The organism is Streptomyces mirabilis, from assembly GCF_018310535.1.
Classification (GTDB): domain Bacteria; phylum Actinomycetota; class Actinomycetes; order Streptomycetales; family Streptomycetaceae; genus Streptomyces.
This window is the reverse complement of record NZ_CP074102.1, coordinates 1728616-1750969: the sequence shown is the minus strand read 5'-3', so window position 1 is coordinate 1750969 and position 22354 is coordinate 1728616. Positions and strand designations below refer to the sequence as shown.

Annotated in this window: 15 protein-coding genes and 1 pseudogene; 7 read left to right on the top strand and 9 right to left on the bottom strand. The window is 71.1% G+C overall.

What is annotated here, in order from left to right; all coding sequences use genetic code 11:
- The 6 genes and pseudogenes from SMIR_RS07760 to SMIR_RS07735 all read right to left on the bottom strand — a co-directional run bounded on the left by SMIR_RS07760 (window position 1) and on the right by SMIR_RS07735 (window position 10534).
- The gene (locus tag SMIR_RS07760; protein ID WP_168496540.1) at window positions 1–435 is read right to left on the bottom strand and encodes a hypothetical protein; all 435 of its coding nucleotides are present in this window, start codon (window positions 433–435) and stop codon (window positions 1–3) included.
- Window positions 436–686: 251 nt separating this feature from the next.
- Window positions 687–1224: pseudogene (locus tag SMIR_RS07755) on the bottom strand (sensor histidine kinase); the annotation flags it as partial.
- 365 nt (window positions 1225–1589) lie between these two features.
- Window positions 1590–3800 (bottom strand): MMPL family transporter, encoded by a 2211-nt coding sequence (locus SMIR_RS07750; protein WP_212726799.1) that lies wholly within the window; start codon window positions 3798–3800, stop codon window positions 1590–1592.
- Window positions 3801–3987: 187 nt separating this feature from the next.
- Complete coding sequence (locus SMIR_RS07745) at window positions 3988–5703, bottom strand: hypothetical protein (protein ID WP_212728325.1); 1716 nt, start codon at window positions 5701–5703, stop codon at window positions 3988–3990.
- A 178-nt stretch (window positions 5704–5881) separates the two neighbouring features.
- Complete coding sequence (locus tag SMIR_RS07740; RefSeq protein WP_168496548.1) at window positions 5882–6301, bottom strand: TOBE domain-containing protein; 420 nt, start codon at window positions 6299–6301, stop codon at window positions 5882–5884.
- 126 nt (window positions 6302–6427) lie between these two features.
- Window positions 6428–10534 carry a bifunctional nitrate reductase/sulfite reductase flavoprotein subunit alpha gene (locus tag SMIR_RS07735; RefSeq protein ID WP_212726798.1) on the bottom strand — a complete coding sequence of 1369 codons (4107 nt, stop codon included), beginning with the start codon at window positions 10532–10534 and terminating at the stop codon, window positions 6428–6430.
- A 193-nt stretch (window positions 10535–10727) separates the two neighbouring features.
- Here SMIR_RS07735 and SMIR_RS07730 point away from each other — a divergent pair, with 193 nt between their 5' ends.
- The 4 genes from SMIR_RS07730 to SMIR_RS07715 all read left to right on the top strand — a co-directional run bounded on the left by SMIR_RS07730 (window position 10728) and on the right by SMIR_RS07715 (window position 13400).
- Entirely contained in the window at window positions 10728–11117 is a 390-nt protein-coding gene (locus SMIR_RS07730) for a cell division protein SepF (protein ID WP_054234050.1), read from the top strand.
- A 123-nt stretch (window positions 11118–11240) separates the two neighbouring features.
- Window positions 11241–12398: an AAA family ATPase gene (locus SMIR_RS07725; protein ID WP_168496552.1), complete on the top strand. Its 1158-nt coding sequence runs from the start codon at window positions 11241–11243 to the stop codon at window positions 12396–12398.
- The gene (locus tag SMIR_RS07720) at window positions 12395–12733 is read left to right on the top strand and encodes a nucleotide pyrophosphohydrolase (protein WP_075030563.1); all 339 of its coding nucleotides are present in this window, start codon (window positions 12395–12397) and stop codon (window positions 12731–12733) included. The genes SMIR_RS07725 and SMIR_RS07720 overlap by 4 nt, the downstream gene beginning before the upstream one ends.
- A 190-nt stretch (window positions 12734–12923) precedes the next feature.
- On the top strand, window positions 12924–13400 hold the full coding sequence (locus SMIR_RS07715; RefSeq protein ID WP_101401221.1) for a DUF6099 family protein: 477 nt from the start codon (window positions 12924–12926) through the stop codon (window positions 13398–13400).
- Window positions 13401–13586: 186 nt separating this feature from the next.
- Here SMIR_RS07715 and SMIR_RS07710 read toward each other — a convergent pair whose 3' ends face one another.
- A complete protein-coding gene (locus tag SMIR_RS07710) occupies window positions 13587–14510 on the bottom strand; it encodes an LLM class F420-dependent oxidoreductase (protein ID WP_168496554.1) in 924 nt (307 codons plus the stop codon).
- Between the two features lie 231 nt (window positions 14511–14741).
- On the opposite strand from SMIR_RS07710, the gene SMIR_RS07705 reads away from it, so the two are divergent.
- Entirely contained in the window at window positions 14742–16220 is a 1479-nt protein-coding gene (locus tag SMIR_RS07705; RefSeq protein WP_212726797.1) for a 3' terminal RNA ribose 2'-O-methyltransferase Hen1, read from the top strand.
- On the top strand, window positions 16217–18766 hold the full coding sequence (locus SMIR_RS07700; RefSeq protein WP_212726796.1) for a polynucleotide kinase-phosphatase: 2550 nt from the start codon (window positions 16217–16219) through the stop codon (window positions 18764–18766). Before SMIR_RS07705 ends, SMIR_RS07700 begins: the two co-directional genes overlap by 4 nt.
- Window positions 18767–18898: 132 nt before the next feature.
- Here the strand turns inward: SMIR_RS07700 and SMIR_RS07695 are convergent, their stop codons facing one another.
- Window positions 18899–19792, bottom strand: a complete 894-nt coding sequence (locus SMIR_RS07695; RefSeq protein WP_168496560.1) for a hypothetical protein — start codon at window positions 19790–19792, stop codon at window positions 18899–18901.
- On the bottom strand, window positions 19789–20838 hold the full coding sequence (locus SMIR_RS07690) for an SPFH domain-containing protein (RefSeq protein WP_168496562.1): 1050 nt from the start codon (window positions 20836–20838) through the stop codon (window positions 19789–19791). Before SMIR_RS07690 ends, SMIR_RS07695 begins: the two co-directional genes overlap by 4 nt.
- A 167-nt stretch (window positions 20839–21005) precedes the next feature.
- Here SMIR_RS07690 and SMIR_RS07685 point away from each other — a divergent pair, with 167 nt between their 5' ends.
- Window positions 21006–22235 (top strand): arginine deiminase, encoded by a 1230-nt coding sequence (locus tag SMIR_RS07685; protein WP_168496564.1) that lies wholly within the window; start codon window positions 21006–21008, stop codon window positions 22233–22235.
- Window positions 22236–22354 lie beyond the last annotated feature (119 nt).

Genomic DNA, 22354 nt, shown 5'->3' with positions numbered 1-22354 from the left:
TCATTTCGGGAGACCGCGGCGGCGGCGGTTGTAGGTGCTCATGGCCGCCAGTACGCCGATGACCCAGGCGGCGGAGGTGCCCAGGACGAACGCCCAGAAGCCGAAGCCGCCGTCCTGCTTGTCGCTCACCGACCAGAGCAGGAGGGCTGCCGGTCCGCCCGCGAGCAGTGGGCCCAGGAGCCACCAGATCAGGTAGGTGCGGGCTATCTCGCGGCCTTCGAGGGGGGTCTCCTCGTGTACGGTGTACTGGGTGACCGATCTGCTGCCGTTGCCGGTGGCCTTGAACACCGTGCTGCCGACGGTCAGGCGGTGGCGGCGCAGCGGGATGACCGGCATGTCGAACAGGACCGCCCACTGGGTGGCGTGGTGACTGCCGTCGCGGTTCCGATTGCCGTACCCGAGGTACTTGGTTCCGATTCCATTCCAGGTCGACATCTTCTACGACTGCCTCCGCCGGGCCACGGACAGCCCGATCACGCCGGCAAGGACCAGCGTTCTCCAGAGGGTCGAGCCCGTGCCCGTCTCTCGTGCCCGGCCCATGCCGCCTCCGCCCTGTCCGTGGGCAGCGTGCGCCGCCCGGTGCTCAGCTCGTGATTTTTCCGGCCGCACGCTCTGAAGTCGTCCGTGGAACTACGTAGATCGCTTACTTAAACGGGGTGTCAAGGGGTGTGGGGGTGCCTGCGGTGCCCCACCGAACTGGCGCGTTCGCGCATGCCGATGACGCCGAAGCCACTGCCCGGGGCCGGCAGCGCGGGAGCCTTGTCGTCGTCGTCGGCGCCGCCGTCGATCGTGATCCGCACCTTGTCCTTCGAGTACGAGAGAAGTACGCGCGCCTCCTTCACGGCGGCGTGTTTGGTGACGTTGGTGAGCGCCTCCCGGACGATCCGGAAGGCGGTCAGGTCCACGCTCGGGGCCAGCGGTCGTACCTCGCCCTCGGTGGTGACGACGACGTCGAGCCCCGTGGAGGCGAACGCGGCGGTCAGTTCGGAGAGCCGGCCGAGTCCGGGGGACGGTTCCAGGGGCGTGTCGGGATCGTTGGCCTGGCGCAACAGGCCGACGGTGGCCTTGAGTTCACGTAGCGCCGAGGAGGTGATGTCGGCGAGGTCGCCCAGGATCCGCCGCGTCTGGTCGGGGTGGCTGCGGGCGAGGTGCGCGGCGGTCCCGGCCAGGGCGTTGGCCGGGAGCGAGGTGGTGGGCGACGACGTCGTAGAGGTCGCGCGCGATAGCCCGCCCCGGTGCCGGTGTTGACGCAGGCGGCGGTCACCGCGACAACCGTACGGGGGTGACAGCGACGCCACCACAGGGTGGCGCAGGCGACGCCCTCGAGGAGGACGGCCGGCCACCACTCGATCCGCTCGCCGGAGGGCTTCGAACTGCTCCATTCGCTGCCCACCACGGAGAGCGCGAAGACCGCCGGGATGACCATCGCGTTGACGGCGCGGGGATGGTCCTTGGCGAACCGCTGCCAGTTGGTGATCATCGGGAGGGCTTCCTGTCGGGTGTGGCGGCCCTGGTGGGTGACGTCGCCGGCGAACGGCCCGGAGGGCCGCCCGTGTTCGGCGCGGGTGGCCTTCCGGCGTGTGGGACGGTCAGACGGGGGCTGGTTCCTGTGTGGCCGGGTCGTCGTGTGCTGGGGCGGCGGCGGACTGGTGGGTGAGCGCTTCGCCTTCCACGTCGACCTTGGGCAGGATCCGGTCCAGTCGGCGCGGCATCCACCAGGCGGCCTTGCCGAGCAGGGCCAGGACGGCTGGTACGAAGGCCATGCGGACGATGAACGCGTCGAACATGACGGCGATCGCGAGGCCGAAGCCGATCATCTTGATCATCGACTCGCCGGCGCCGATGAACCCGGAGAACACGGCCATCATGATCAGCGCGGCGGCGGCCACGACGCGGGCGCTGTGGCGGAAGCCGTTCTGGATGGCGTGGCTGGGGCTGTCGCCGTGGACGTATGCCTCTCGCATCCGGGCGACGAGGAACACCTCGTAGTCCATTGCGAGGCCGAAGACGATGCCCACCAGGAAGATCGGCATCATGCTCATGATCGGACCGGTGGTCTCGACGCCGAGGAGCGAGGCCAGCCAGCCCCACTGGAAGACCGCGACGACGGAGCCGAGGGCGGCGAGCACCGAGAGGAGGAAGCCGACGGCCGCTTTGATCGGGACCAGGATCGAGCGGAAGACCACCATCAGGAGGAGGATGGCCAGGCCGACGACCACGATCAGGTAGGGGAGCAGGGCGTTCTGGGTCTTGTCCGCCATGTCGATGTTCAGGGCGGTGGTGCCGGTGATCTCGAACTCGGCGCGGGTCGAGGCCTCGGTGGCGGGGCGCTCGTTGCGGATGGTCTTGACGAGGTCCTGGGTCTTTTTGTCCGTGGGTGCGGTGGAGGGGACGGCGGAGAAGACCGCGGTGTCACCCGCGGTGTTGAAGCGTGCGGGGGAGACGGACACGACCCCGTCGGTGGCCTTGATCTTCTTCTCGATGGTCGTGACCGCGGTCTTGGGGTTCGCGGCGCCCTTGGCGTCCACGACGATGGTCAGGGGGCCGTTGAAGCCGGGGCCGAAGCCCTTGGCGAGGTCGTCGTAGGCGCGGCGCTCGGTCGTCGAGGTGGGCTTGGCTTCGGCGCCGGGCATGCCCAGCTGGAGGTCCATGACGGGTACGGCGAGCGTTCCCAGGCCCATGACCGACAGCAGGAGCACCGGGAGGGGGCGGCGCAGGACGAAGCGTGCCCAGCGGCTGCCGCCGTTGTTCTCGCCGCCTTCCTTGATCTCTCCGGTCTTGCGGGAGCGGCGGGAGAGTACGGCGTTGGGCCAGAAGCCGAGGAGGGCCGGGACCAGTGTCAGCGCGATGAAGACGCCGACCATGACGGCTCCGGCGGCGGCGAGGCCCATTTTGGTGAGCATGGGGATGCCGACGACGGAGAGGCCGGCGAGGGCGATGACGACGGTGAGGCCGGCGAAGACGACGGCGGATCCCGCGGTGCCGGTGGCGAGGCCCGCGGCTTCTTGCGGGGTGTGGCCCTTGGCGCGTTCCTCGCGGTAGCGGGAGACGATGAAGACGGCGTAGTCGATCCCGCAGGCGAGGCCGAGCATGGTGGCGAGCGTGCCCGTGGTCGAGGAGAGGCCGAACGCGCTGGACAGGGCCATGATCGCGGCCATCGAGACGCCCACACCGATGATCGCGGTGAGCAGCGGCAGCCCGGCGGCGGCCATCGAACCGAAGGTGATCAGCAGGACCAGCGCGGCGATCGCGATACCGATCGCCTCGGCGGAGCCGCCCGCGGCGGGCTGGGTCGCCAGCGCGTCACCGCCGACCTCGACCGTCAGACCCGCGTGCTTGGCCTGCGCTATCGCGTCCTTCAGGGAGTTCTTGCTGGCGTCCGTGAGGTCGTCGGCTTTCACCTTGTAAGAGACGGTGGCGTACGCCGTCGTCGCGTCCTTGCTGATCGCGTTCGCCTGGAACGGGCTGACCGCGCTCGCGACCTGCGAGCCGTCGGCCGCCTCGTCCACCAGCTTGTCGATGGTCTTCTTGTTCTCCGCGGCGGTGATCTTCTGTCCGTCGGGGGCCACGAAGACGATCCGGGCGTTCGCCCCGTCGGCCTTCGCCCCGGGGAAGCGCTGCTCCATGAGGTCGAACGCCTTCTGGGACTCGATCCCCGGCATGGAGTTCGAAGCGTCGGGGGCGGCGGGTGCCTTGGCGGCGCCGAAGCCGACAGCGGCCAGGACGGCCATCCATATGAGGGCGACGTACCAGCGCCGCCGGAAGGCCGTACGGCCCAGTCGATAGAGGAAAGTAGCCACGGGCTGAGGTCTCCACTCGTCCGATCTCGGGAACCCCATCAGGTTCCCCGTGGCAGACCCCTCCCGTCGTCGTGCACGTGCCGACATTTCCGACTACTGAGAACGCAGTACGCCGCTTCCGGATCATCCTCCTGACGTCTACCGCCGGCCGCGGAGAACCGCGACCGGCGGCGTACACCAGGGGGGCCTAGCGGGTGCTTGCCGGGGCCTTCAGGTGCAGATCCGTGCTGGACAGCGTCATCGGCGTGGCCGATACGGCCCGCAGCCGGATGCGTACTCCGGCGCGGGGGAGGGTGAACCTGCCGGAGGGCGGCAGGAGCTCGTAGCTGGCCGAGGAGTGCCGGCCGAGTGTGGCGGGGCCGGACTTGATGGACCAGTAGCGGCCCATGCCCTGGCCCGTGGTCAGGGTGAAGTGCGGGGTGAGGGCCGAGTCGCCGAGGTTGGTGACGCGGACGGTGAGCGCGGTCACGGCCTTGGCGGTGGTGGTCCGGCTCTCGCCGAGCAGCCGCATCTTCAGGGGCGGTGAGCCCGTCACCGCCAGGGTCGACGCGACCAGGGCGGGGGCGATCAGCAGCACGCCCGTGGCGACGCGCGCCCGCTGCCGGTGCGGGCCGCGCAGGAAGGCGGGCCGGGGCTGCCACGCCGTGGTGAAGGCCGACGGCGGCGCGGTCACGGCGGCGGCCAGCCAGAGCGGCGTCATCATCAGGTAGTAGCCGTCCTGCGAACGCGTCGCCAGGAAGAACGCGCACCACGGCAGGACCACCGCGGCCGGTCCCAGCCGTCGCACGAAGAACACGAACAGACCGAGCAGCCCCGCGGCCAGCAGCATGCTCGCGTGCGAGTACCAGGACAGCCGGTCGCTGCCGTCGGTGAAGTACAGCGAGATGCCGACCAGGCCCTGGCCGTGCAGGTTCGCCTTCTGGGTGAGCGGGAGCGCGATCCCGGCGAGCCAGCTGCGTGGCTCGCTCACGATGAAGTACGCGTTGATCAGCAGCCAGGTCAGGGCGGCCACCCCCGCGATCCGGCCCACGGCGGCCGCCGCCGCACGCGCTCCGAGATCGCCGCGGCGCAGGGCGTACACCCCGGCCAGCAGGAACGGAGTGAGGAACCACGGCAGCTGCTGCGAGGCGCAGGCCGCGCCCAGGCACGCCGCCCGCGCCCAGTCGCTCCACCCGCCGTAGCCCATCCGCGGCCAGCCCACCACCACCGGGATGAGGAAGGCGCAGGCGACGATCGCCGGATAGCCGAGCCGGGCGTACGCGGGCAGCAGGCCGAGGCCGAGGCAGACCAGCGTGGCCGCGGACCGCCACTGTGTGGGCAGCATCCGCCACATCACGATCGTGGCCACGATCAGGGCGCCCGTGGCGGTCAGGACTGCGGGGGTGGCCCCGTGCCCGACCCACAGCAGCGGCGCGGTGAGCAGCAGGGGCAGCGGCGGATAGCCGTACGTGTAGTCGTACCCGCCGGTCATCGTCGGGGTGAGGGCGACCCCGTGCTGCCCGAAGAGCCAGGGCCACGGCTGGTCGTAGACCTGGTGCCCGGCGACGAACTCGCGGGCGGCCTGCGCGGTGAGGACGGACTCGTCACCGCCGCCGTGGTAGATGGCGAACCCGCACACCGCGAGCATGACGGCCGTCACCAGGACCACCAGGTCGAGGCGGGCCAGCGAGCGACTCCGACGCACGGTCAGCGTCAGGACGCCCGTCACCAGGATCGAGGCGTAGCAGACCGAGATCACCGCCGCGACGGCGAGCCGGTGGCTCGCGGCCGCCGTCCACATCGGGCGCGTACCGATGAAGAGGCTGACGTCGGCGAGCAGGGTCAGGACGCGGTGCCACTGCGCGGGCGTCTCGTCGGGCGACGCCTTCGTGAGGGCCTTCTGGCCGGTGGTCGACGGCCTCATTTCTGCCAAGTACACGGGATTGGACGGTAATTCCCGCAGATGAAGGCCGTGATGCCGGACGTGAAGAGTCCGGTATGAGGGCGGTAAGAAGAGTGTTTACGGCCGATGTGGGTGCGTGTCGTATGGGGGCGTCTCATATAAGGGCGTCTCATGCTTCGACGGGGCATATGGGGGTGTCTCAGGCGTTGGAGAGGGACACCTCGGTGGACTTGATGAGCGCCACGACCGTCGATCCGGCCGCCAGGCCCAGCTCCGTCACCGCGTCCTTGGTGATCGCGGAGGTCAGCTCGCCGCCCGGGACCTCGACCTTGACGCGGGCCATGGCCCCGCCCGTGGAGACCTCCGTCACCGTGCCGGGGAACTGGTTGCGGATGCTCACCCCGTCGACCGGCCCGGTGGCCAGGGACACCTCCGTCGACTTGACCAGGGCGCGGACCGTGGACCCCGCTGCGAGACCCAGGTCCTCGACCGCGTCCGCGGTGATGGCCGCGGTGAGGTCCTGGCCACCGTCGAGACGGACCTTGACCGTCGCCATCACCTCGCCCGGGGTGACGGAGGTGACGGTTCCGGGGAGCTGGTTGCGGATGCTCAGGCTCACTAGTACGCCTCAATGTGCGGTGCGGAGGGGCAACGGATGTCGGTGCGGTGGGAATAGTTGAGTTTCGCCAATTATGTGCAGCTCGCGACCCTCGGTGGGCTCACCACACCCCGTGTCTCCCGTGTCTCAGTACACGTCCCGTACGTACCGCTTCTCCGCCGCCAGCTGTTTGACGTACGCGATGGCCTCCGCCTCGCCCAGACCGCCGTGCGAGACGGCGATGTCCCGCAGTGCCCGGTCGACGTCCTTGGCCATCCGCGAGGCGTCTCCGCACACATAGAAGCGGGCGCCGTCCTGGAGCCAGTGCCACAGCTCGGGCCCGTGCTCACGCATCCGGTCCTGGACGTAGACCTTGGCGCGCTGGTCGCGCGAGAACGCCGTGTCGAGCCGGGTGAGTGAGCCGTCGTCGAGCAGTCCGGTCAGCTCGTCCTCGTAGTAGAAGTCGGTGGCGCGGTGCTGCTCGCCGAAGAACAGCCAGTTCGGCGCCCGATGGCCGAGCGCCCGGCGCTCCTCCAGGAAGCCGACGAACGGCGCGACTCCGGTACCGGGCCCCACCATCACCATGGGTGTCGTCGCGTCCGCCGGGGGCCTGAAGTGCGGCGACCGCTGCACGAAGACCGGGACCTCCGCGTCCGGCTCGGCATCGGCGAGGAAGGGCGAACACACCCCGCCCCTCGGCCGGCCGCCCGGATTCTCGTACCGCACCACCGAGACGGTCAGCGAGACGAGGTACGGGTCGACGAGTGGACTCGACGAGATCGAGTACAGGCGGGGCTGCAACCGCTTGAACACCTCGGCCCACTCCGCCGCCGACGCGCGCACCGGATGCTCGGCCACCACGTCCACGGCCTGCCGCCCCCAGGACCAGCGTGCCAGCTCTCCCTTGTTGTCCGGACGCAGCAGCTTCCTCAACTCGCGGCCATCACGCGTCCGTTCGACGACGAAGCGCAGCAGGTCCGGCGTGATCCGCGTGATGTCGAAATGCCGAAGCAGAGCCTCGCCGAAGGAGACCCCACCAACACCCGTCACTTCGACGTCCGTTGAACGCTCGACCCCGATCGTCTCCAGCCATTCGGCAACCAGGCCGGGTGAGTTGACGGGCCGTACGCCGAGCGCATCCCCCGCCTCGTACGGCAGCGGGCTCTCGCTGTCCCGGGTGTCGAAGGTGAACCGGCGCACTTCCTTGCCGGCGCCGGGCAGGCTGAGCAGCCGGTTGCCGGTGAGTCGGGCGGTGGCGGCGGCCGGCGCGGGCTTGGCGGGCTTGGCGGTCCGGGGCGCCTCGGGTGCCCTGGGCGCCTCGGGTGTCTCGGGCCGCCCGCCGAGCGCGGTGAGGATCAGCTCCAGCCAGGCGCCCGCGTTCGGCTCGTAGTCCGGTTCGCAGTCCGTACGGGGAGCCAGGCGTACGGCGCCCAACTCGTCCAGGCGCGCGTCCAGCCGGCGCCCGTGCCCGCAGAAGTCGTCGTACGAGGAGTCGCCGAAGGCCAGCACGGCATAACGCACGCCGTCCAGCCGTGGGGCCTCCTGCCCGGACAGGGTGTCCCACAGTCCGGACCCGTTGTCGGGCGCGTCACCGTCCCCGAAGGTGCTGGTGATGAAGAGCAGATCGGCGCTGCGGGCGAGCGCGCCGACGTCCGCCTCGTCCATGCCGACCAGTCGCGCCCGGTGCCCGGTGGCGGCGAGCCGCTCGGCGGTGGCCGTCGCGAACTCCTCCGCGTTCCCGGTCTGCGAGGCCCACAGCACCACCACCTCACGGCCCGCGGACTCCGGCGCCGGAGCCGCCGGGGGCGCGGAGCGCGAGTACATCCCGGCGAGCACGCCGTTCACCCAGAGGGCGTGCTCGGGGCCGAAGGGGGCGTCCGGGGGGAGGACGGGCACGCCCGGGAGCCCGGAGGAGAGCCCGGCGAGAAAGCCGCTGAGGTACTGGCGTTCGACGGAGGAGAGCACGGGCGGGGGAGCGAGCTCCAGGCCGAAGCCTCCGGGTGACGCGCCGACGCTTCCGGGCGTCGTGCCGAAGCCTCCGGGCGTCGTTTCGACTGGGCCGGGCGCCCTCGGCCCGTCCGGCGTCTTCGGAAGAGCCCTTCGGGCGGCAACGCGCGCCAGCGACACCGCACACACCTTGAACTCCGGCTGGAACGAAACCGGATCCACCGCGTCACTGGTCACCGCGTTGATGCTCAGGTACTCCCCGAACAGGTCGTTCCAGTGAAAGGGCGCGAACACGCACCCCACCCGCACCCGGTCCGTCACCACCGCCGGCAACACCGCCCGCCCCCGCCGGGAGGCGACCTCCACCGAGTCACCCTCCACGACCCCGAGCGCGGCCGCGTCCTGCGGATGCAGCTCCACGAACGGCCCCGGATCGAGCTTGTTGAGCTTCGCCACCTTCCCCGTCTTGGTCAGCGTGTGCCACTGGTGCTGCAGACGCCCGGTGTTGAGCACGAACGGAAAGTCGTCGTCGGGCATCTCGGCGGGCGGCAGATGGGGCCGTGCGTAGAAGACGGCCCGCCCGCTCGCGGTGGGGAACGACAGGTCACCGTCGCCCCCCTTCTCCACGTACCGGATCGGATTCCGCGCGGGCCCGTCCTCCCGCGCGACGGGCCACTGCACGGGCCCGCCCCGCAGCCGCTCGTAGGAGGCACCCCGCAGATCCCACCCCGTCTTCGGGTTCCACGCCTCCTTGATCTCCTCGAAGATCTGCTCGGCACTGTCGTACGAGAACTCCTTCTCGTACCCCATGGCGCGGGCGACGGCCGCGATGATCCGCCAGTCCGCCCGCGCCTCCCCGGGCGGGTCGACTACGGACCGTGCCAGGGTCAACGTCCGCTCGCTGTTGACCAGGACGCCCTCGGCCTCCGTCCACAGCGCGCCGGGGAGCACGACATCGGCGTACGCGTTGGTCTCGGTCTCGGCGAAGACGTCCTGGGTGACGACGAAGTCGGCGGCTTCGAGCCCTTCGATGACGGTCCGGCGGTTGGCGACCGAGGCGACGGGATTGGTGCAGATGATCCAGCAGGCCTTGATGTCCCCCTCGGCCATCTTCCGGAACATCTCGACGGTGCCCTGCCCCACCCCGTCCTTCCGGATGCTCCCGACCGGCAGCCCCCACAACTCCTCGACGAAGGCACGCTCCTCGTCCACCAGCACCGATCGCTGTCCGGGCAGCCCGGGACCCATGTATCCCATCTCGCGCCCGCCCATGGCGTTGGGCTGCCCGGTGAGGGAGAAGGGCCCGCTGCCGGGCCGGCAGATGGCGCCCGTGGCGAGGTGGAGATTGACGAGCGCGTTGGTGTTCCAGGTGCCGTGCGTGGACTGGTTGAGCCCCATGGTCCAGCAGCTCGTCCACTCCCCGGCCTCACCGATCAGCCGCGCCGCCGCCCGGATGTCGTCCTCCGGGATGCCGGTGATCTCGGCGACGGCCGCGGGCGGATGGTCGGCGAGGAACGCGGGCATCGCCTCCCAGCCCTCGGTGTGCCGGGCGATGAAGTCCGGGTCCGTGTAGCCGCCTTCGTGCAGCAGGTGCAGCAGTCCGTTGAGCAGCGCGAGGTCGGTCCCGGGCCTGATCTGCAGAAACAGATCGGCCTTCGCCGCCGTCGCGGTGCGCCGCGGATCGACGACGATCAGCTTGGCCCCGGCCTTCACACGCTCCATGAGCCGCAGGAAGAGGATCGGATGGCAGTCGGCCATGTTGGACCCGATGACGAGGAACACGTCCGCCCGGTCGAGATCGTCGTACGATCCCGGCGGTCCGTCGGCGCCGAGCGACAGCTTGTAGCCGGTGCCCGCGCTCGCCATGCACAGCCGTGAGTTCGACTCGATCTGGTTCGTCCGTACGAAGCCCTTGGCCAGCTTGTTGGCCAGGTACTGCGCTTCTAGGGTCATCTGCCCGGAGACGTAGAAGGCGACGGCGTCCGGGCCGTGCTCGTCGATGATCGCGCGCAGGCGCCGGGCGGTCTCGGCGAGGGCCGTGTCGACGGGGACGGGCCGCGGCTCCTCGCCGCGGTCCTCCCGCACGAGCGCGGTGGTCAGCCGGCCGGGCGCGGCGAGCATGTCGGCCGTGGTCGCGCCCTTGGTGCACAGCCGACCGGAGTTGGCGGGGTGCTCCTTGTCCCCGGACGCCTTCAGGACCGTACGCCGTCCGTCCGGCCCCCGGCCGATGTCGAGGACCATGCCGCAGCCCACACCGCAGTACGAGCAGACGGTCCGGACCTGCTCCGGGCGGGGGGTCGTGGTCATGCCGACGACAGTACGAATTGCCCGTTACGCGGATGTCACATGGTCTGATCTTGGAGGGTTACGCCCGCTGCACAACCGGCCGGCGGGCGATGTGAGGGTGTCGCGGACCGTGTCGCTGTTGGGCCGAACGGGTGACCATGCGTAAGAATTGGCCGGTGCAGACAATGAGTGCGAGCCAGGACGGGGTGGGCCAGTGAACAGCCACGACGTCACCGACGAGCAGTGGGAAGGGCTCGCCCAGGTCGTTCCGCTGCGGGGCCGGGACGCCTGGCCCTCGGCGGTGAATCACCGGTCGATACCCGAGGCCGTGACCGAGGCGCGGCGCCGCTTCGTGGTCCTGCGGGTCAATGTGTTCGCGGATGCCCGCGACGTCGCCGAGACGCTGATGTCGGGCATCCCGGTCCTGCTTGACCTGACCAGTGCGGAGACCGAGGTCGCCAAGCGGGTGCTGGACTTCAGCACGGGGGTGGTCTTCGGTCTGGCGAGCGGCATGCACCGGGTCGACCGCAACGTGTTCCTGCTGACACCGCGTGGGACCGAGGTGCGAGGGCTGATGGAAGGGGCGGGGGTTCCTGGGATCTGATCAGGGGCGACCAGGACCGGCCCCCGCGCGCGGGCGCGCGCCGGTCCCCCGATCGTAGGAAGGCCACCGGGCTGTAACGGTTCGCCTGCGGTTCGCCCGGCAGGGGGCGCTTACCGTCCACATATGACCGTGTCATCTCTGGCGGCCCCCGCCCAGGCCGAGGCGCGCCCCGACCGGCCCGGCGCCACCGAACTCAGGCTCGCCGCCTTCGCGGCACACCGGCGCGCCCGGTTCCCGCTCGGCCCCCTCACTCTCTTCACCGGGCCCAGCGGCAGCGGCAAGACCGGTGCCCTGCGGGCGTACGAGGCACTGGCGCGGCTCGGCGGCGGCGCCGCGCTGGGCGAAGTGTTCCCCGACCCGTCCTCCTGCGTCCCCGAACGCGCCCGGCCCGACGCCCAGCGACGGCGCGGCTTCCGCATCGGCTGCACGGTCGACGGCCCCGAAGGACCCGTACGGCTCGATGTCGCCGTACAGGCCGAGCCCGAACTGCGCATCGTCGGCGAGCGGTTGACCGCGGGCGGCCTGACTCTCCTGGAGACCGCGCTACGGGACCCGGGCCGCCGGGTCGTCCAGGCGGCCTGGTACACGGCGGGCTCGTCGGCGGTGACCCGGGGCCCCCTTCCCGACGACCGCCTCGGCACCGCGCTCCTGCCACTGCGCGTGGCCGGCCGGACGGACGGCGAACGGCGGGTCCTCGCCGCGGCCGAGCAGATGGTGGTCGCCCTGCGGTCCGTGTACGCCTGCGACCCGAGCCCCCGACGGATGCGCGCCGCCACCCCGCTCGGCGCGGGACGGCTGCTCCGGGGCTGCGACAACCTCGCCGAAGTGCTGTGGCGTACCCGATCGGAGTGCGGCCACCGCTACGCGCACCTGGTCACGGCGGTACGGGATGGCTGCGCGGGCCCGGTCACGGACGTCCTGGCCGAGCCGCTCGGCGACGGCACGGTGCGCGCGCTCCTCGACCGCGGGGACGGCGTCCGTACGCACCTGGGGCTGCTCGGGGACGGCGAGTTGAGGTATCTGGCACTGGCCCTGGTACTGCTCACCGGGCCCGGCGTGCTGGAGGTCGACCCGGCGGGGGAGGTCCCGGCCGCGCTGCAGACGCTGACGGTGCTGGCCGACGGCCTCGACCGGGGGCTGGACATGCGGCAGGCCGGGGAGTTGGTGCGGCTGGCGGCGCGGATGTGCGAGCGGGGGCACATCCGGCTGGTGGGTGCGGTGGGCGATGTCGTCCGGGTGTGCGAGGTGCCGGGGGTCACGGTGGTAGACCTGACGCCGTGAGTGAAAGTGAACTGGACGTGGCGAAGTTGCAGCGCAGGCTGGCCGAGTTCGCGGCCGCGCGGAACTGGCAGCAGTACCACACGCCGAAGAACCTGGTCGCCGCGCTCAGCGTGGAGGCGTCCGAGCTGGTCGAGATCTTCCAGTGGCTGACGCCCGAGGAGTCGGCGCGGGTCATGGACGACGCGGACACCGCGCACCGCGTCACGGACGAGGTGGCGGACGTGCTGGCGTACCTGCTCCAGCTGTGCGAGGTGCTCGGCATCGACGCGCTGGCGGCGCTCGACGCGAAGATCGACCGGAATGAGCGGAGGTTTCCGGTGGGGGAGGGGGCGTAGGGGGCGGGCCGGGGAAGTGGCGAGTCCGACGGTCACTCTCCGGGGTCGTTGAGTTGTCCACATTCAACTTCGTGTCCACAGATTTCGGTCTTCCTCTGGCTTTTCGTCTCGCGGGCTCTCACTCTGGGTAGTGGACAGGGGAGTTCGGGCAGACGTGCGACGAGCACGTCGGGACAGACGGGGGCAGCGCATGGACGCGGTGCGGCTCATCGGGGCGAGCAGGCGTGCCCTCGCGGGGAGCGGGGACACGGTCGAAGTGATCGCGGAGGCGTGGCAGGCGCAGGCCCTGGCCCAGGCCATAGGGAGTCGCTTCGCCGTCTCGGGGCCGCCGGAACTCCGGGGCGAGGCGCTTGGACTGACGGAGCTGGCGGGCCGGGGCTGCGGTGTGCTGAACGCGCCGCCGCTCGACATGGCCGACTTACGCGCCGCTCAGCTCACCGAGTTGGGTGATGCGCGAGAGTCCCTGCTGTGCCTCGGGGGTCTTCTTGGCGAGGTCGGTATCGCTCTCGTCGGTATCGCCTGCGCGGCGGACGAACAGGGGACGTACTGGCAGTGCATGGAGGCGATCGACGCGGCGGACGAGTCCCGGGACCGGGTCCTGGAGATGCTGAGACGGTTGGCGGCGCGGGATCAGGGGGTGGTGGAGCGGGGGTGGGCGACGGGGTAGGCGCGGGCCGGGCGCGCAGTTCCCCGCGCCCCTGAAGGGGCGGCCCCCAGGCGGGGCGTCGCCATGAGCCGGGCGGTCCGGCTCCGCCCGAGCCCGACGATCACCACCTATCCGGGTCACTGCCACGAACCCGCGCCGCACAAGGGGGCGACGGATTTCGCCCGCCGGGGCCCGAGGAACGCGACCTCAGTCGAGCTGCGGCATGACCTCCGCGGCGATCAACTCCAGGTGGTCCAGGTCATCGAGGTCCAGCATCTGCATGTACATGCGCTGCGACCCGACGGCCTGATACTGGGCGATCCTCTCGACGACCTCCGCCGGGGAGCCCGCGAGCCCGTTCGCCTTGAGCTCGTCGACGTCCCGCCCGATGGCGTCCGCGCGCCGCTTCACCTCGGCGTCGTTCCTGCCGACACAGGCGACGAGCGCGTTCGAGTACACAAGGTCGTCCCCCTTGCGCCCGGCCCGCTCGGCCGCCGCCCGCACCCGCTGGAACTGCTGCTCCGTGTCCCCGAGGGAGGCGAAAGGAATGTTGAACTCGTCGGCGTACCGCGCCGTCAGCTCGGGCGTCCGCTTGGCACCGTGCCCGCCGATCAGGACCGGCACCTTGGGCTGCGCGGGCTTGGGAAGCGCGGGGGAGTCCTTGAGCTGGTAGTACTTCCCCTCGTAGGTGAACCGTTCACCGACGGGCGTCGCCCACAGTCCCGTGACGACGGCGAGTTGTTCCTCCAGCCGCCCGAACTTCTCCTTGGGGAACGGAATCCCGTAGGCCTCGTGCTCGGCCTCGTACCAGCCGGAGCCCAGACCGAGTTCCACCCGTCCGCCCGACATCTGGTCGACCTGCGCGACCTGGATGGCGAGGACGCCGGGGAGGCGGAAGGTACCGGCCGTCATGAGCGTGCCGAGGCGGATCCGGTTCGTCTCGCGGGCGAGGCCGGCCAGTGTGATCCAGGCGTCGGTGGGCCCGGGGAGCCCGTCGACGGATCCCATGTGCAGGTAATGGTCAGAACGGAAGAAGGCTCCGTAGTTGAGGTCTTCGGCGGCCTTGGCGACGCGGAGCAGCGTCTCGTAGGTCGCTCCCTGCTGCGGTTCTGTGAAGACTCGAAGATCCATGCATCCATCATGCACCGGTCACATCAGCCGACCCAGCCGGAACCGCTGCCACGGAGCTCGGCGGGAAAATTCTCGGGTCCCCCTGGGGCGTTCGCTATACGTTGGGGCGGGCGCGCCGACGACAGGCCGGGAGTAGTGATCCCCCGGCGCGTTCTCCCCCCGCTGTGGTTCACCGGCGCTCGGCGCATGTGAGGTATTCACAGCTCAGAAGATGTTTCGAGGCAGATTCCAGTGTTCCTGACGATCAGTACCACCGGTACCCCAGAGCGCCCCGCCACCGACCTCGGCTTCCTGCTGCACAAGCATCCCGACAAGGCGCAGGTGTTCTCGACCTCCTACGGCACGGCGCACGTCCTCTACCCCGAGGCGTCCGTCGAGCGGTGCACGGCCGCGCTGTTGCTGGAGGTCGACGCGGTGGCGCTGGTCCGGCGCGGCAAGGGCAAGGGCCGCGGCGGCGCACCCGACGCCGCGCTCGCGCAGTACGTCAACGACCGCCCGTACGCCGCCTCGTCCCTGCTCGCCGTGGCGCTGAGCGCGGTCTTCTCCAGCGCTATGAAGGGCCAGTGCGCCGCGAAGCCGTACCTGCCCGCCCGGCCGCTGCCACTCCGGATCGAGGTACCCGCGCTTCCCGCCAGGGGCGGCGCCGACCTCGTACGCAAGCTGTTCGAGCCGCTCGGGTGGACGGTGGCGGTCGAGGCCGTGGCGCTGGACGCGAAGTTCCCCGAGTGGGGCGACTCCCGCTACGTACGCCTGGAACTGGAGGCATCGGGCCTGACGCTCGCCGAAGCCCTGCGCCACCTCTACGTGCTGCTTCCGGTGCTCGACGACGCCAAGCACTACTGGGTGTCGTCCGACGAGGTCGACAAGCTGCTGCGGGCGGGCGAGGGCTGGCTGCCGGACCACCCCGAGCAGAAGCTGATCGCCGACCGGTACCTCTCGCGCCGCTGGTCGCTGACGCGGGAGGCGATGGAGCGGCTGGAGCTCGTACGGCTCGCCGAGGCCGACGACACCGAGGTCGAGGAGATCGACAACGCGGTCGACGAGGAGGCGGACACGGAGGAGAAGCCGATCCCGCTCGCCGTCCAGCGCCGGGACGCGATCCTCGCCGCGCTGCACGCGTCCGGCGCGGCCCGCGTGCTCGACCTCGGCTGCGGTCAGGGTCAGTTGGTGCAGGCGCTGCTCAAGGACGTGCGGTTCACCGAGATCGTCGGTGTCGATGTGTCGATGCGCGCGCTCACCATCGCCTCGCGGCGGCTCAAGCTGGACCGGATGGGCGAGCGGCAGGCCGCCCGCGTGCGGCTCTTCCAGGGCTCGCTCGCGTACACCGACAACCGTCTCAAGGGGTACGACGCCGCCGTGCTCAGCGAGGTCGTCGAGCACCTCGACCTGCCCCGGCTGCCCGCCCTGGAGTACGCCGTCTTCGGCTCGGCCCGGCCGCGTACGGTCCTGGTGACGACGCCGAACGTCGAGTACAACGTCCGCTGGGAGACCCTCCCGGCCGGACGCTCCCGCCATGGCGACCACCGGTTCGAGTGGACCCGGGAGGAGTTCCGGACCTGGGCCCACCAGGTGGCCGCGCGGCACGGATACGAGGTGGAGTTCACGCCCGTCGGCCCCGACGACCCGGAGGTCGGTCCGCCGACCCAGATGGCGGTCTTCACCCTCGCCACCGCCACCCCGACCACCACGAAGGAGGAGAAGGCCGCATGACCGGCAACGACACCACCCAGGGGCGCACCCTGCCCGTCACCGACCTCTCCCTCGTCGTCCTGATCGGCGCGTCCGGCTCAGGCAAGTCCACCTTCGCCCACCGGCACTTCAAACCGACCGAGGTCATCTCCAGCGACTTCTGCCGCGGCTTGGTCGCCGACGACGAGAACGACCAGAGCGCCAGCGGCGACGCCTTCGACGTCCTCCACTACATCGCGGGCAAGCGGCTCGCGGCCGGCCGGCGCACCGTCGTGGACGCCACGAACGTCCAGCAGGAGAGCCGCCGCCAGCTGATCGAACTCGCCAAGAAGCACGACGTGCTGCCCATCGCGATCGTGCTCGACGTGCCGGAGGAGGTGTGCGCCGAACGCAACGCCTCCCGCACCGACCGTGCCGACATGCCGCGCCGCGTCATCCAGCGCCATATCCGCGAACTCCGCCGGTCCCTGCGGCACTTGGAGCGCGAGGGATTCCGCAAGGTGCATGTCCTGCGGGGTGTGGCGGAGATCGAGAGCGCCGAGGTGAGGACGGAGAAGCGGTTCAACGACCTGACCCACCTCACCGGACCCTTCGACATCATCGGCGACATCCACGGCTGCGCCTCGGAGCTGGACTCCCTGCTCGGCAAGCTCGGTTACGCCGACGGCGCGCACCCGGGGGGCCGTACGGCCGTCTTCGTCGGCGACCTCGTCGACCGCGGCCCGGACACCCCCGGAGTTCTGCGCCGCGTGATGTCCATGGTCGCGGCCGGCAACGCGCTGTGCGTGCCGGGCAACCACGAGAACAAACTCGGCCGTTACCTCAAGGGCCGCAAGGTCCAGCACTCCCACGGGCTGGCCGAGACCATCGAGCAGCTGGACGGCGAGAGCGAGGAATTCAGCGCGCGGGTGCGGGAGTTCGTCGACGGGCTGGTCAGTCACTACGTCCTGGACGGCGGGCGGCTCGTCGTCTGCCACGCCGGACTGCCCGAGAAGTACCACGGCCGTACGTCGGGCCGGGTGCGCTCGCACGCGCTGTACGGCGACACGACCGGGGAGACGGACGAGTTCGGCCTGCCGGTGCGCTACCCGTGGGCGGAGGACTACCGGGGCCGGGCAGCCGTCGTCTACGGTCACACCCCGGTCCCCACGGCCACCTGGCTGAACAACACCATCTGCCTCGACACCGGTGCCGTGTTCGGCGGCAAGCTCACCGCGCTGCGCTGGCCGGAGCGCGAGCTCGTCGACGTACCGGCCGAACGGGTCTGGTACGAGCCGGCGAAGCCGCTGGCCTCCGAGGCGCCCGGCGGCCACGAGGGCCGTCCGCTGGACCTCGCCGACGTGCACGGACGGCGGGCCGTCGAGACGCGGTACGCCGGGCGGGTGGCGGTGCGTGAGGAGAACGCGGCGGCGGCCCTGGAGGTCATGAGCCGGTTCGCGGTCGACCCGCGCCTGCTGCCCTACCTCCCCCCGACGATGGCGCCCACGGCTACCTCACAGGTGGAGGGCTACCTCGAACACCCCGCCGAGGCCTTCGCCCAGTACAAGGAGGACGGCGTCGCCCGCGTCGTGTGCGAGGAGAAGCACATGGGGTCGCGGGCGGTGGCGCTGGTCTGCCGGGAAGCGGGGGTGGCGCGGGAGCGGTTCGGCGTCGCGGAGGGGCCCACGGGGGCGCTGTGCACCCGTACCGGCCGGCCCTTCTTCGACGACTTTGCCGTCACCGAGGAGATCCTCGGGCGACTGCGGGAAGCCGTGACGGCTGCCGGTCTGTGGGAGGAACTGGGCACGGACTGGCTGCTGCTCGACGCCGAGTTGATGCCGTGGTCGCTCAAGGCGTCCGGGTTGCTGCGCAGCCAGTACGCGGCGGTCGGTGCCGCGGCCGGGGCCGCGTTCCCGGGGGCGCTGGCCGCGCTCGAAGGGGCCGCGGAGCGTGGGGTCGACGTCCGGGAGCTGCTCGGCAGGCAGCGGGAGCGGGCCGCCGACGCGGCCGCGTTCACCGAGGCGTACCGGCGGTACTGCTGGCCGACGGACGGGCTGGAGGGGGTGCGGCTGGCTCCCTTCCAGATCCTCGCCGTCCAGGGCCGTAGTCTCGCCGCGGTGCCGCACGACGAGCAGCTCGCGCTCATCGACCGGCTGGTCGAGCACGACGGGAGTGGGCTGCTGCAGACGACTCGGCGGTTGTTCGTGGACCCCGGGGACGCGGAGTCCGTGCGGGGCGGGGTGGACTGGTGGCTGGAGATGACCGGGCGTGGGGGTGAGGGCATGGTCGTCAAGCCGGTCGGGGCGGTGGTGCGGGGTGGGCAGGGACGTCTTGTCCAGCCCGGCATCAAGTGCCGGGGCCGTGAGTATCTGCGGATCATCTACGGTCCGGAGTACACGCGTCCTGAGAACCTCGCCCGGCTGCGGGGGCGGTTCCTGAACCACAAGCGGTCGCTTGCGCTTCGGGAGTACGCGCTCGGGTTGGAGGCGTTGGACCGGCTGGCGGAGGGGGAGCCGTTGTGGCGGGTGCATGAGGCGGTGTTCGGGGTGCTGGCGCTGGAGTCCGAACCGGTGGACCCACGTCTGTAGCGTTTTTCGCCCCCGCCGCCCCTACCCGTTCCATCCCGAACCTGGGGGCTTCGCCCCCAGACCCCCGGGGTGCCTTCTTCGGCTGCGGGTGGGTGGGGGCTGGTCGCGCAGTTCCCCGCGCCCCTGAAGGATTCAGCCCACCAGACGCAACCTCACCCCCGCCACCCCCACCCGTACCGTCTGCCCCCACACCAACTCCACCGCATCGCCCTCCATGCCGTCCCCGAACGCGATGAGGCGGTCGGACTCGACGGTGAGGGAGAGGCGGGCGGAGGCGGTGAGGGTGCCGGAGACGAGGGACGTGCCGGTGGCCGGAGACGGCCAGGCCTCGCGGACGAACCAGAGCAGGCGTTCCTCCGCGGGCCCGGGCAGCGGCAGCTCACCGCCCCGTTCCTGCCACACCGAGCGGAGCCAGCCGCTGGCGCCCGTCCCGGTGCCGACCAGGACCCCGGAGGAGGCCTGGGGCTCGACGGCACCCCCGTACTCGTCGAGCCCCAGCCGATAGCGGGCCGTCTGATGGCTCGCGGTTCCGAGATAGATCTCGTTGAGTGCGAGGAGCCGCTGCGTGTCGTCCGCGACCGCCTCGACCATGGTCAGCTCGTCGGCCCGGCCCCCGCGCGCCGAGGCGAGCAGCGCGCCCGCGTCGCGCGGCCGGTGCCGCACGAGCACCCCCGGATTCCGTCCGGGGTCGGTGTCGATCCCCACCACCGGCTGACCGGTCAGGTACTTGGCCACGTTTGCCACCAACCCGTCCTGCCCGACGACGACCACCACGTCCTCCGGAGCGAAGAGGAAGCGGTCCAGGTCGCCCCGCTCGACGCGCGCCTGACGCCACGTCAGCGGCACCGCGGACACCACCTCCGCCAGCGCCTCCCGCGCTCTGCGGTGCCGCTGTGCCACCTCCTCGATGTCCCGCCCCCGGGAGGAGAGGAAGAACGCCGCCTGCCCGTGCGTCCCGTGGCGGGCCACCAGTTCCTCGTACTCCGTGGTGCGATGGACGAGGACGACACGGGGCGCGAGACTCACAGCTCCGGCCCCCCGGCGGCCCCGTTGCCCAGCCGCGCGAGCAGGCCCGTCAGGACGTCCGGCGACACCGTGACACTGTCGATGCGCGGCAGGTTCTCGGCGAGCCGGGTGCCCGTCAGGGCGTGCAGCGTGGCGACGTCCACGTCCCCGTGGACCCGCAGCCAGGCGGCCTGCGCCGCGGCCCGCGCCTCGCCGACCTCGCGCGCGGCCGTGGCCTCGGCCTTGGCGAGCTGCACCACCCGGGTGCCCTCCGCCTCCGCGAGCCGCACGGTCCGCGCCGCCTCCGCCCCGGCCCGCACGGCGTCCGCCGCCGCGTGCTCCTCCGCCTCGCGCCGCGCGTTGGTGCCGCGCTGGTCGACCAACTGCTCCTCGCGCCGGGCGAGTTCGATCTGACTGGCGAGCTCGTTCTCGGCGATCGCCCGTTCCCGCTCGACGGCGACGGCCCGGCGTTCGTACGTCGCCTTGTCCGCCTCCTGCTGGATCTGCTCGCGGGCGGGAGTGCGCAGCGCCCGCTCCACCTCGGGTTCCGGGCGCAACGCGACGACCCGTACGGCCACGACCTCGATCCCCGTCGCGGGCAGCCGGGGTTCGGCGGCGAGCCCGCCCGCGATCCGCTCCCGTACCGACGCGACGCCGTCCACCAGGGCCGCCGCCAGCGACGTACGGGCCAGTACGTCCAGCGCGTGCTGCTGGGCCGTTTCGGTCAGCAGCGAGCCCAGCTGTTCGAGGGGCGCGCCGCGCCAGGAGCCGGTGTCGGGGTCGACGGAGAAGTCGAGCCGTGCGGCCGCGACCCCGGGATCGACGATCCGGTACGTGACGGTCGCCTGCACCGCGACGTCCTGGAAGTCGGACGTACGGGCGTGGAAGGTCATCGCCAACTCGCGGTCGTCGACCGGGACTTCGGAGAGCGTGGCGGTCAGGGAGCGGTACCAGAAGCTGAGTCCGGGGCCGTCGTGCACCAGCCGGCCCGACCGGTGGTGCCGGACATGGGCGGTCGGCGCCCCGCGCAGATGGCGCCAGCCGAGACGCCGGGTGATGTCGGCCATGGGTACCCCCTCGCCGCCGGGCGATCCCGGCGACCCGCTGTGATGCGCTTTTGTCGTCGCAGTGACGATAACGAAGAGGCATCCTTATCGTCAAGGGGACGAAATCAACTCGCCCGTCTCCCGTCGATCCACGGGTGAACAGGCGTCCGGATGGTCAGGATGGAGGCATGGGATTCCACGTCGACTCCGAGGCCGGGCGGCTGCGCCGCGTCATCCTGCACAGACCCGACCTCGAGCTCAAGAGGCTCACCCCCAGCAACAAGGACGCGCTGCTCTTCGACGACGTGCTGTGGGTGCGCCGGGCCCGGGCGGAGCACGACGGGTTCGCGGACGTGTTGCGCGACCGCGGGGTCACCGTCCACCTCTTCGGGGACCTGCTCACCGAGGCCCTGGAGATTCCGGCGGCCAGATCGCTCGTCCTGGACCGGGTCTTCGACGAGAAGGAGTACGGGCCGCTCGCCACCGACCACCTCCGGGCGGCCTTCGAGACCCTGCCCGCCCCGGAACTGGCGGCCGCGCTGGTCGGCGGGATGACCAAGCGGGAGTTCCTGGACGCGCACCTGGAACCGACCTCCGTGCGCTTCCACGTCATGGACCTCGACGACTTCCTCCTCGGCCCGCTCCCCAATCACCTCTTCACCCGGGACACCTCCGCCTGGATCTACGACGGGGTCTCCATCAACGCCATGCGCTGGCCCGCGCGGCAGCGGGAGACCGTGCACTTCGAGGCGATCTACCGGCATCATCCGCTCTTCCGCGACGAGGGCTTCAATGTCTGGTCGGAGGGGCAGGCGGACTATCCCTCCACCATTGAGGGCGGTGACGTGCTCGTCATCGGCAACGGCGCGGTGCTCATCGGCATGAGCGAGCGGACGACGCCGCAGGCCGTCGAGATGCTCGCGCACAAGCTGTTCGCCGCCGGGTCGGCCCGCACGATCGTGGCGCTCGACATGCCCAAGCGGCGGGCCCTCATGCACCTCGACACCGTGATGACGATGGTCGACGGCGACACCTTCACCCAGTACGCGGGGCTCGGCATGCTCCGCTCGTACACCATCGAACCGGGCTCGGGGGACAAGGAGCTGAAGGTCACCGACCATCCGCCGGAGCACATGCACCGGGCGATCGCGGCGGCGCTGGGGCTGAGCGAGATCCGGGTGCTGACCGCGACGCAGGATGTGCATGCGGCGGAGCGGGAGCAGTGGGACGACGGGTGCAATGTCCTCGCGGTGGAGCCTGGGGTCGTCGTCGCTTATGAGCGGAACGTGACCACCAATACGCATCTGCGGAAGCAGGGTATTGAGGTGATCGAGATTCCGGGGAGTGAGCTGGGGCGGGGGCGGGGTGGGCCTCGGTGCATGAGCTGTCCGGTGGAGAGGGATGGGGTGGGGGTTTGATGCGGGGTGCGGGGTGCGGGGTGCGGGTTGTGGGTGTGGCTGGGCGCGCCCACGCGGCGGGGCCGCACGATGTGACGGTCCCACGCCCCTTTCGGGGCGCTGACCTCTAGGTCCCCGGA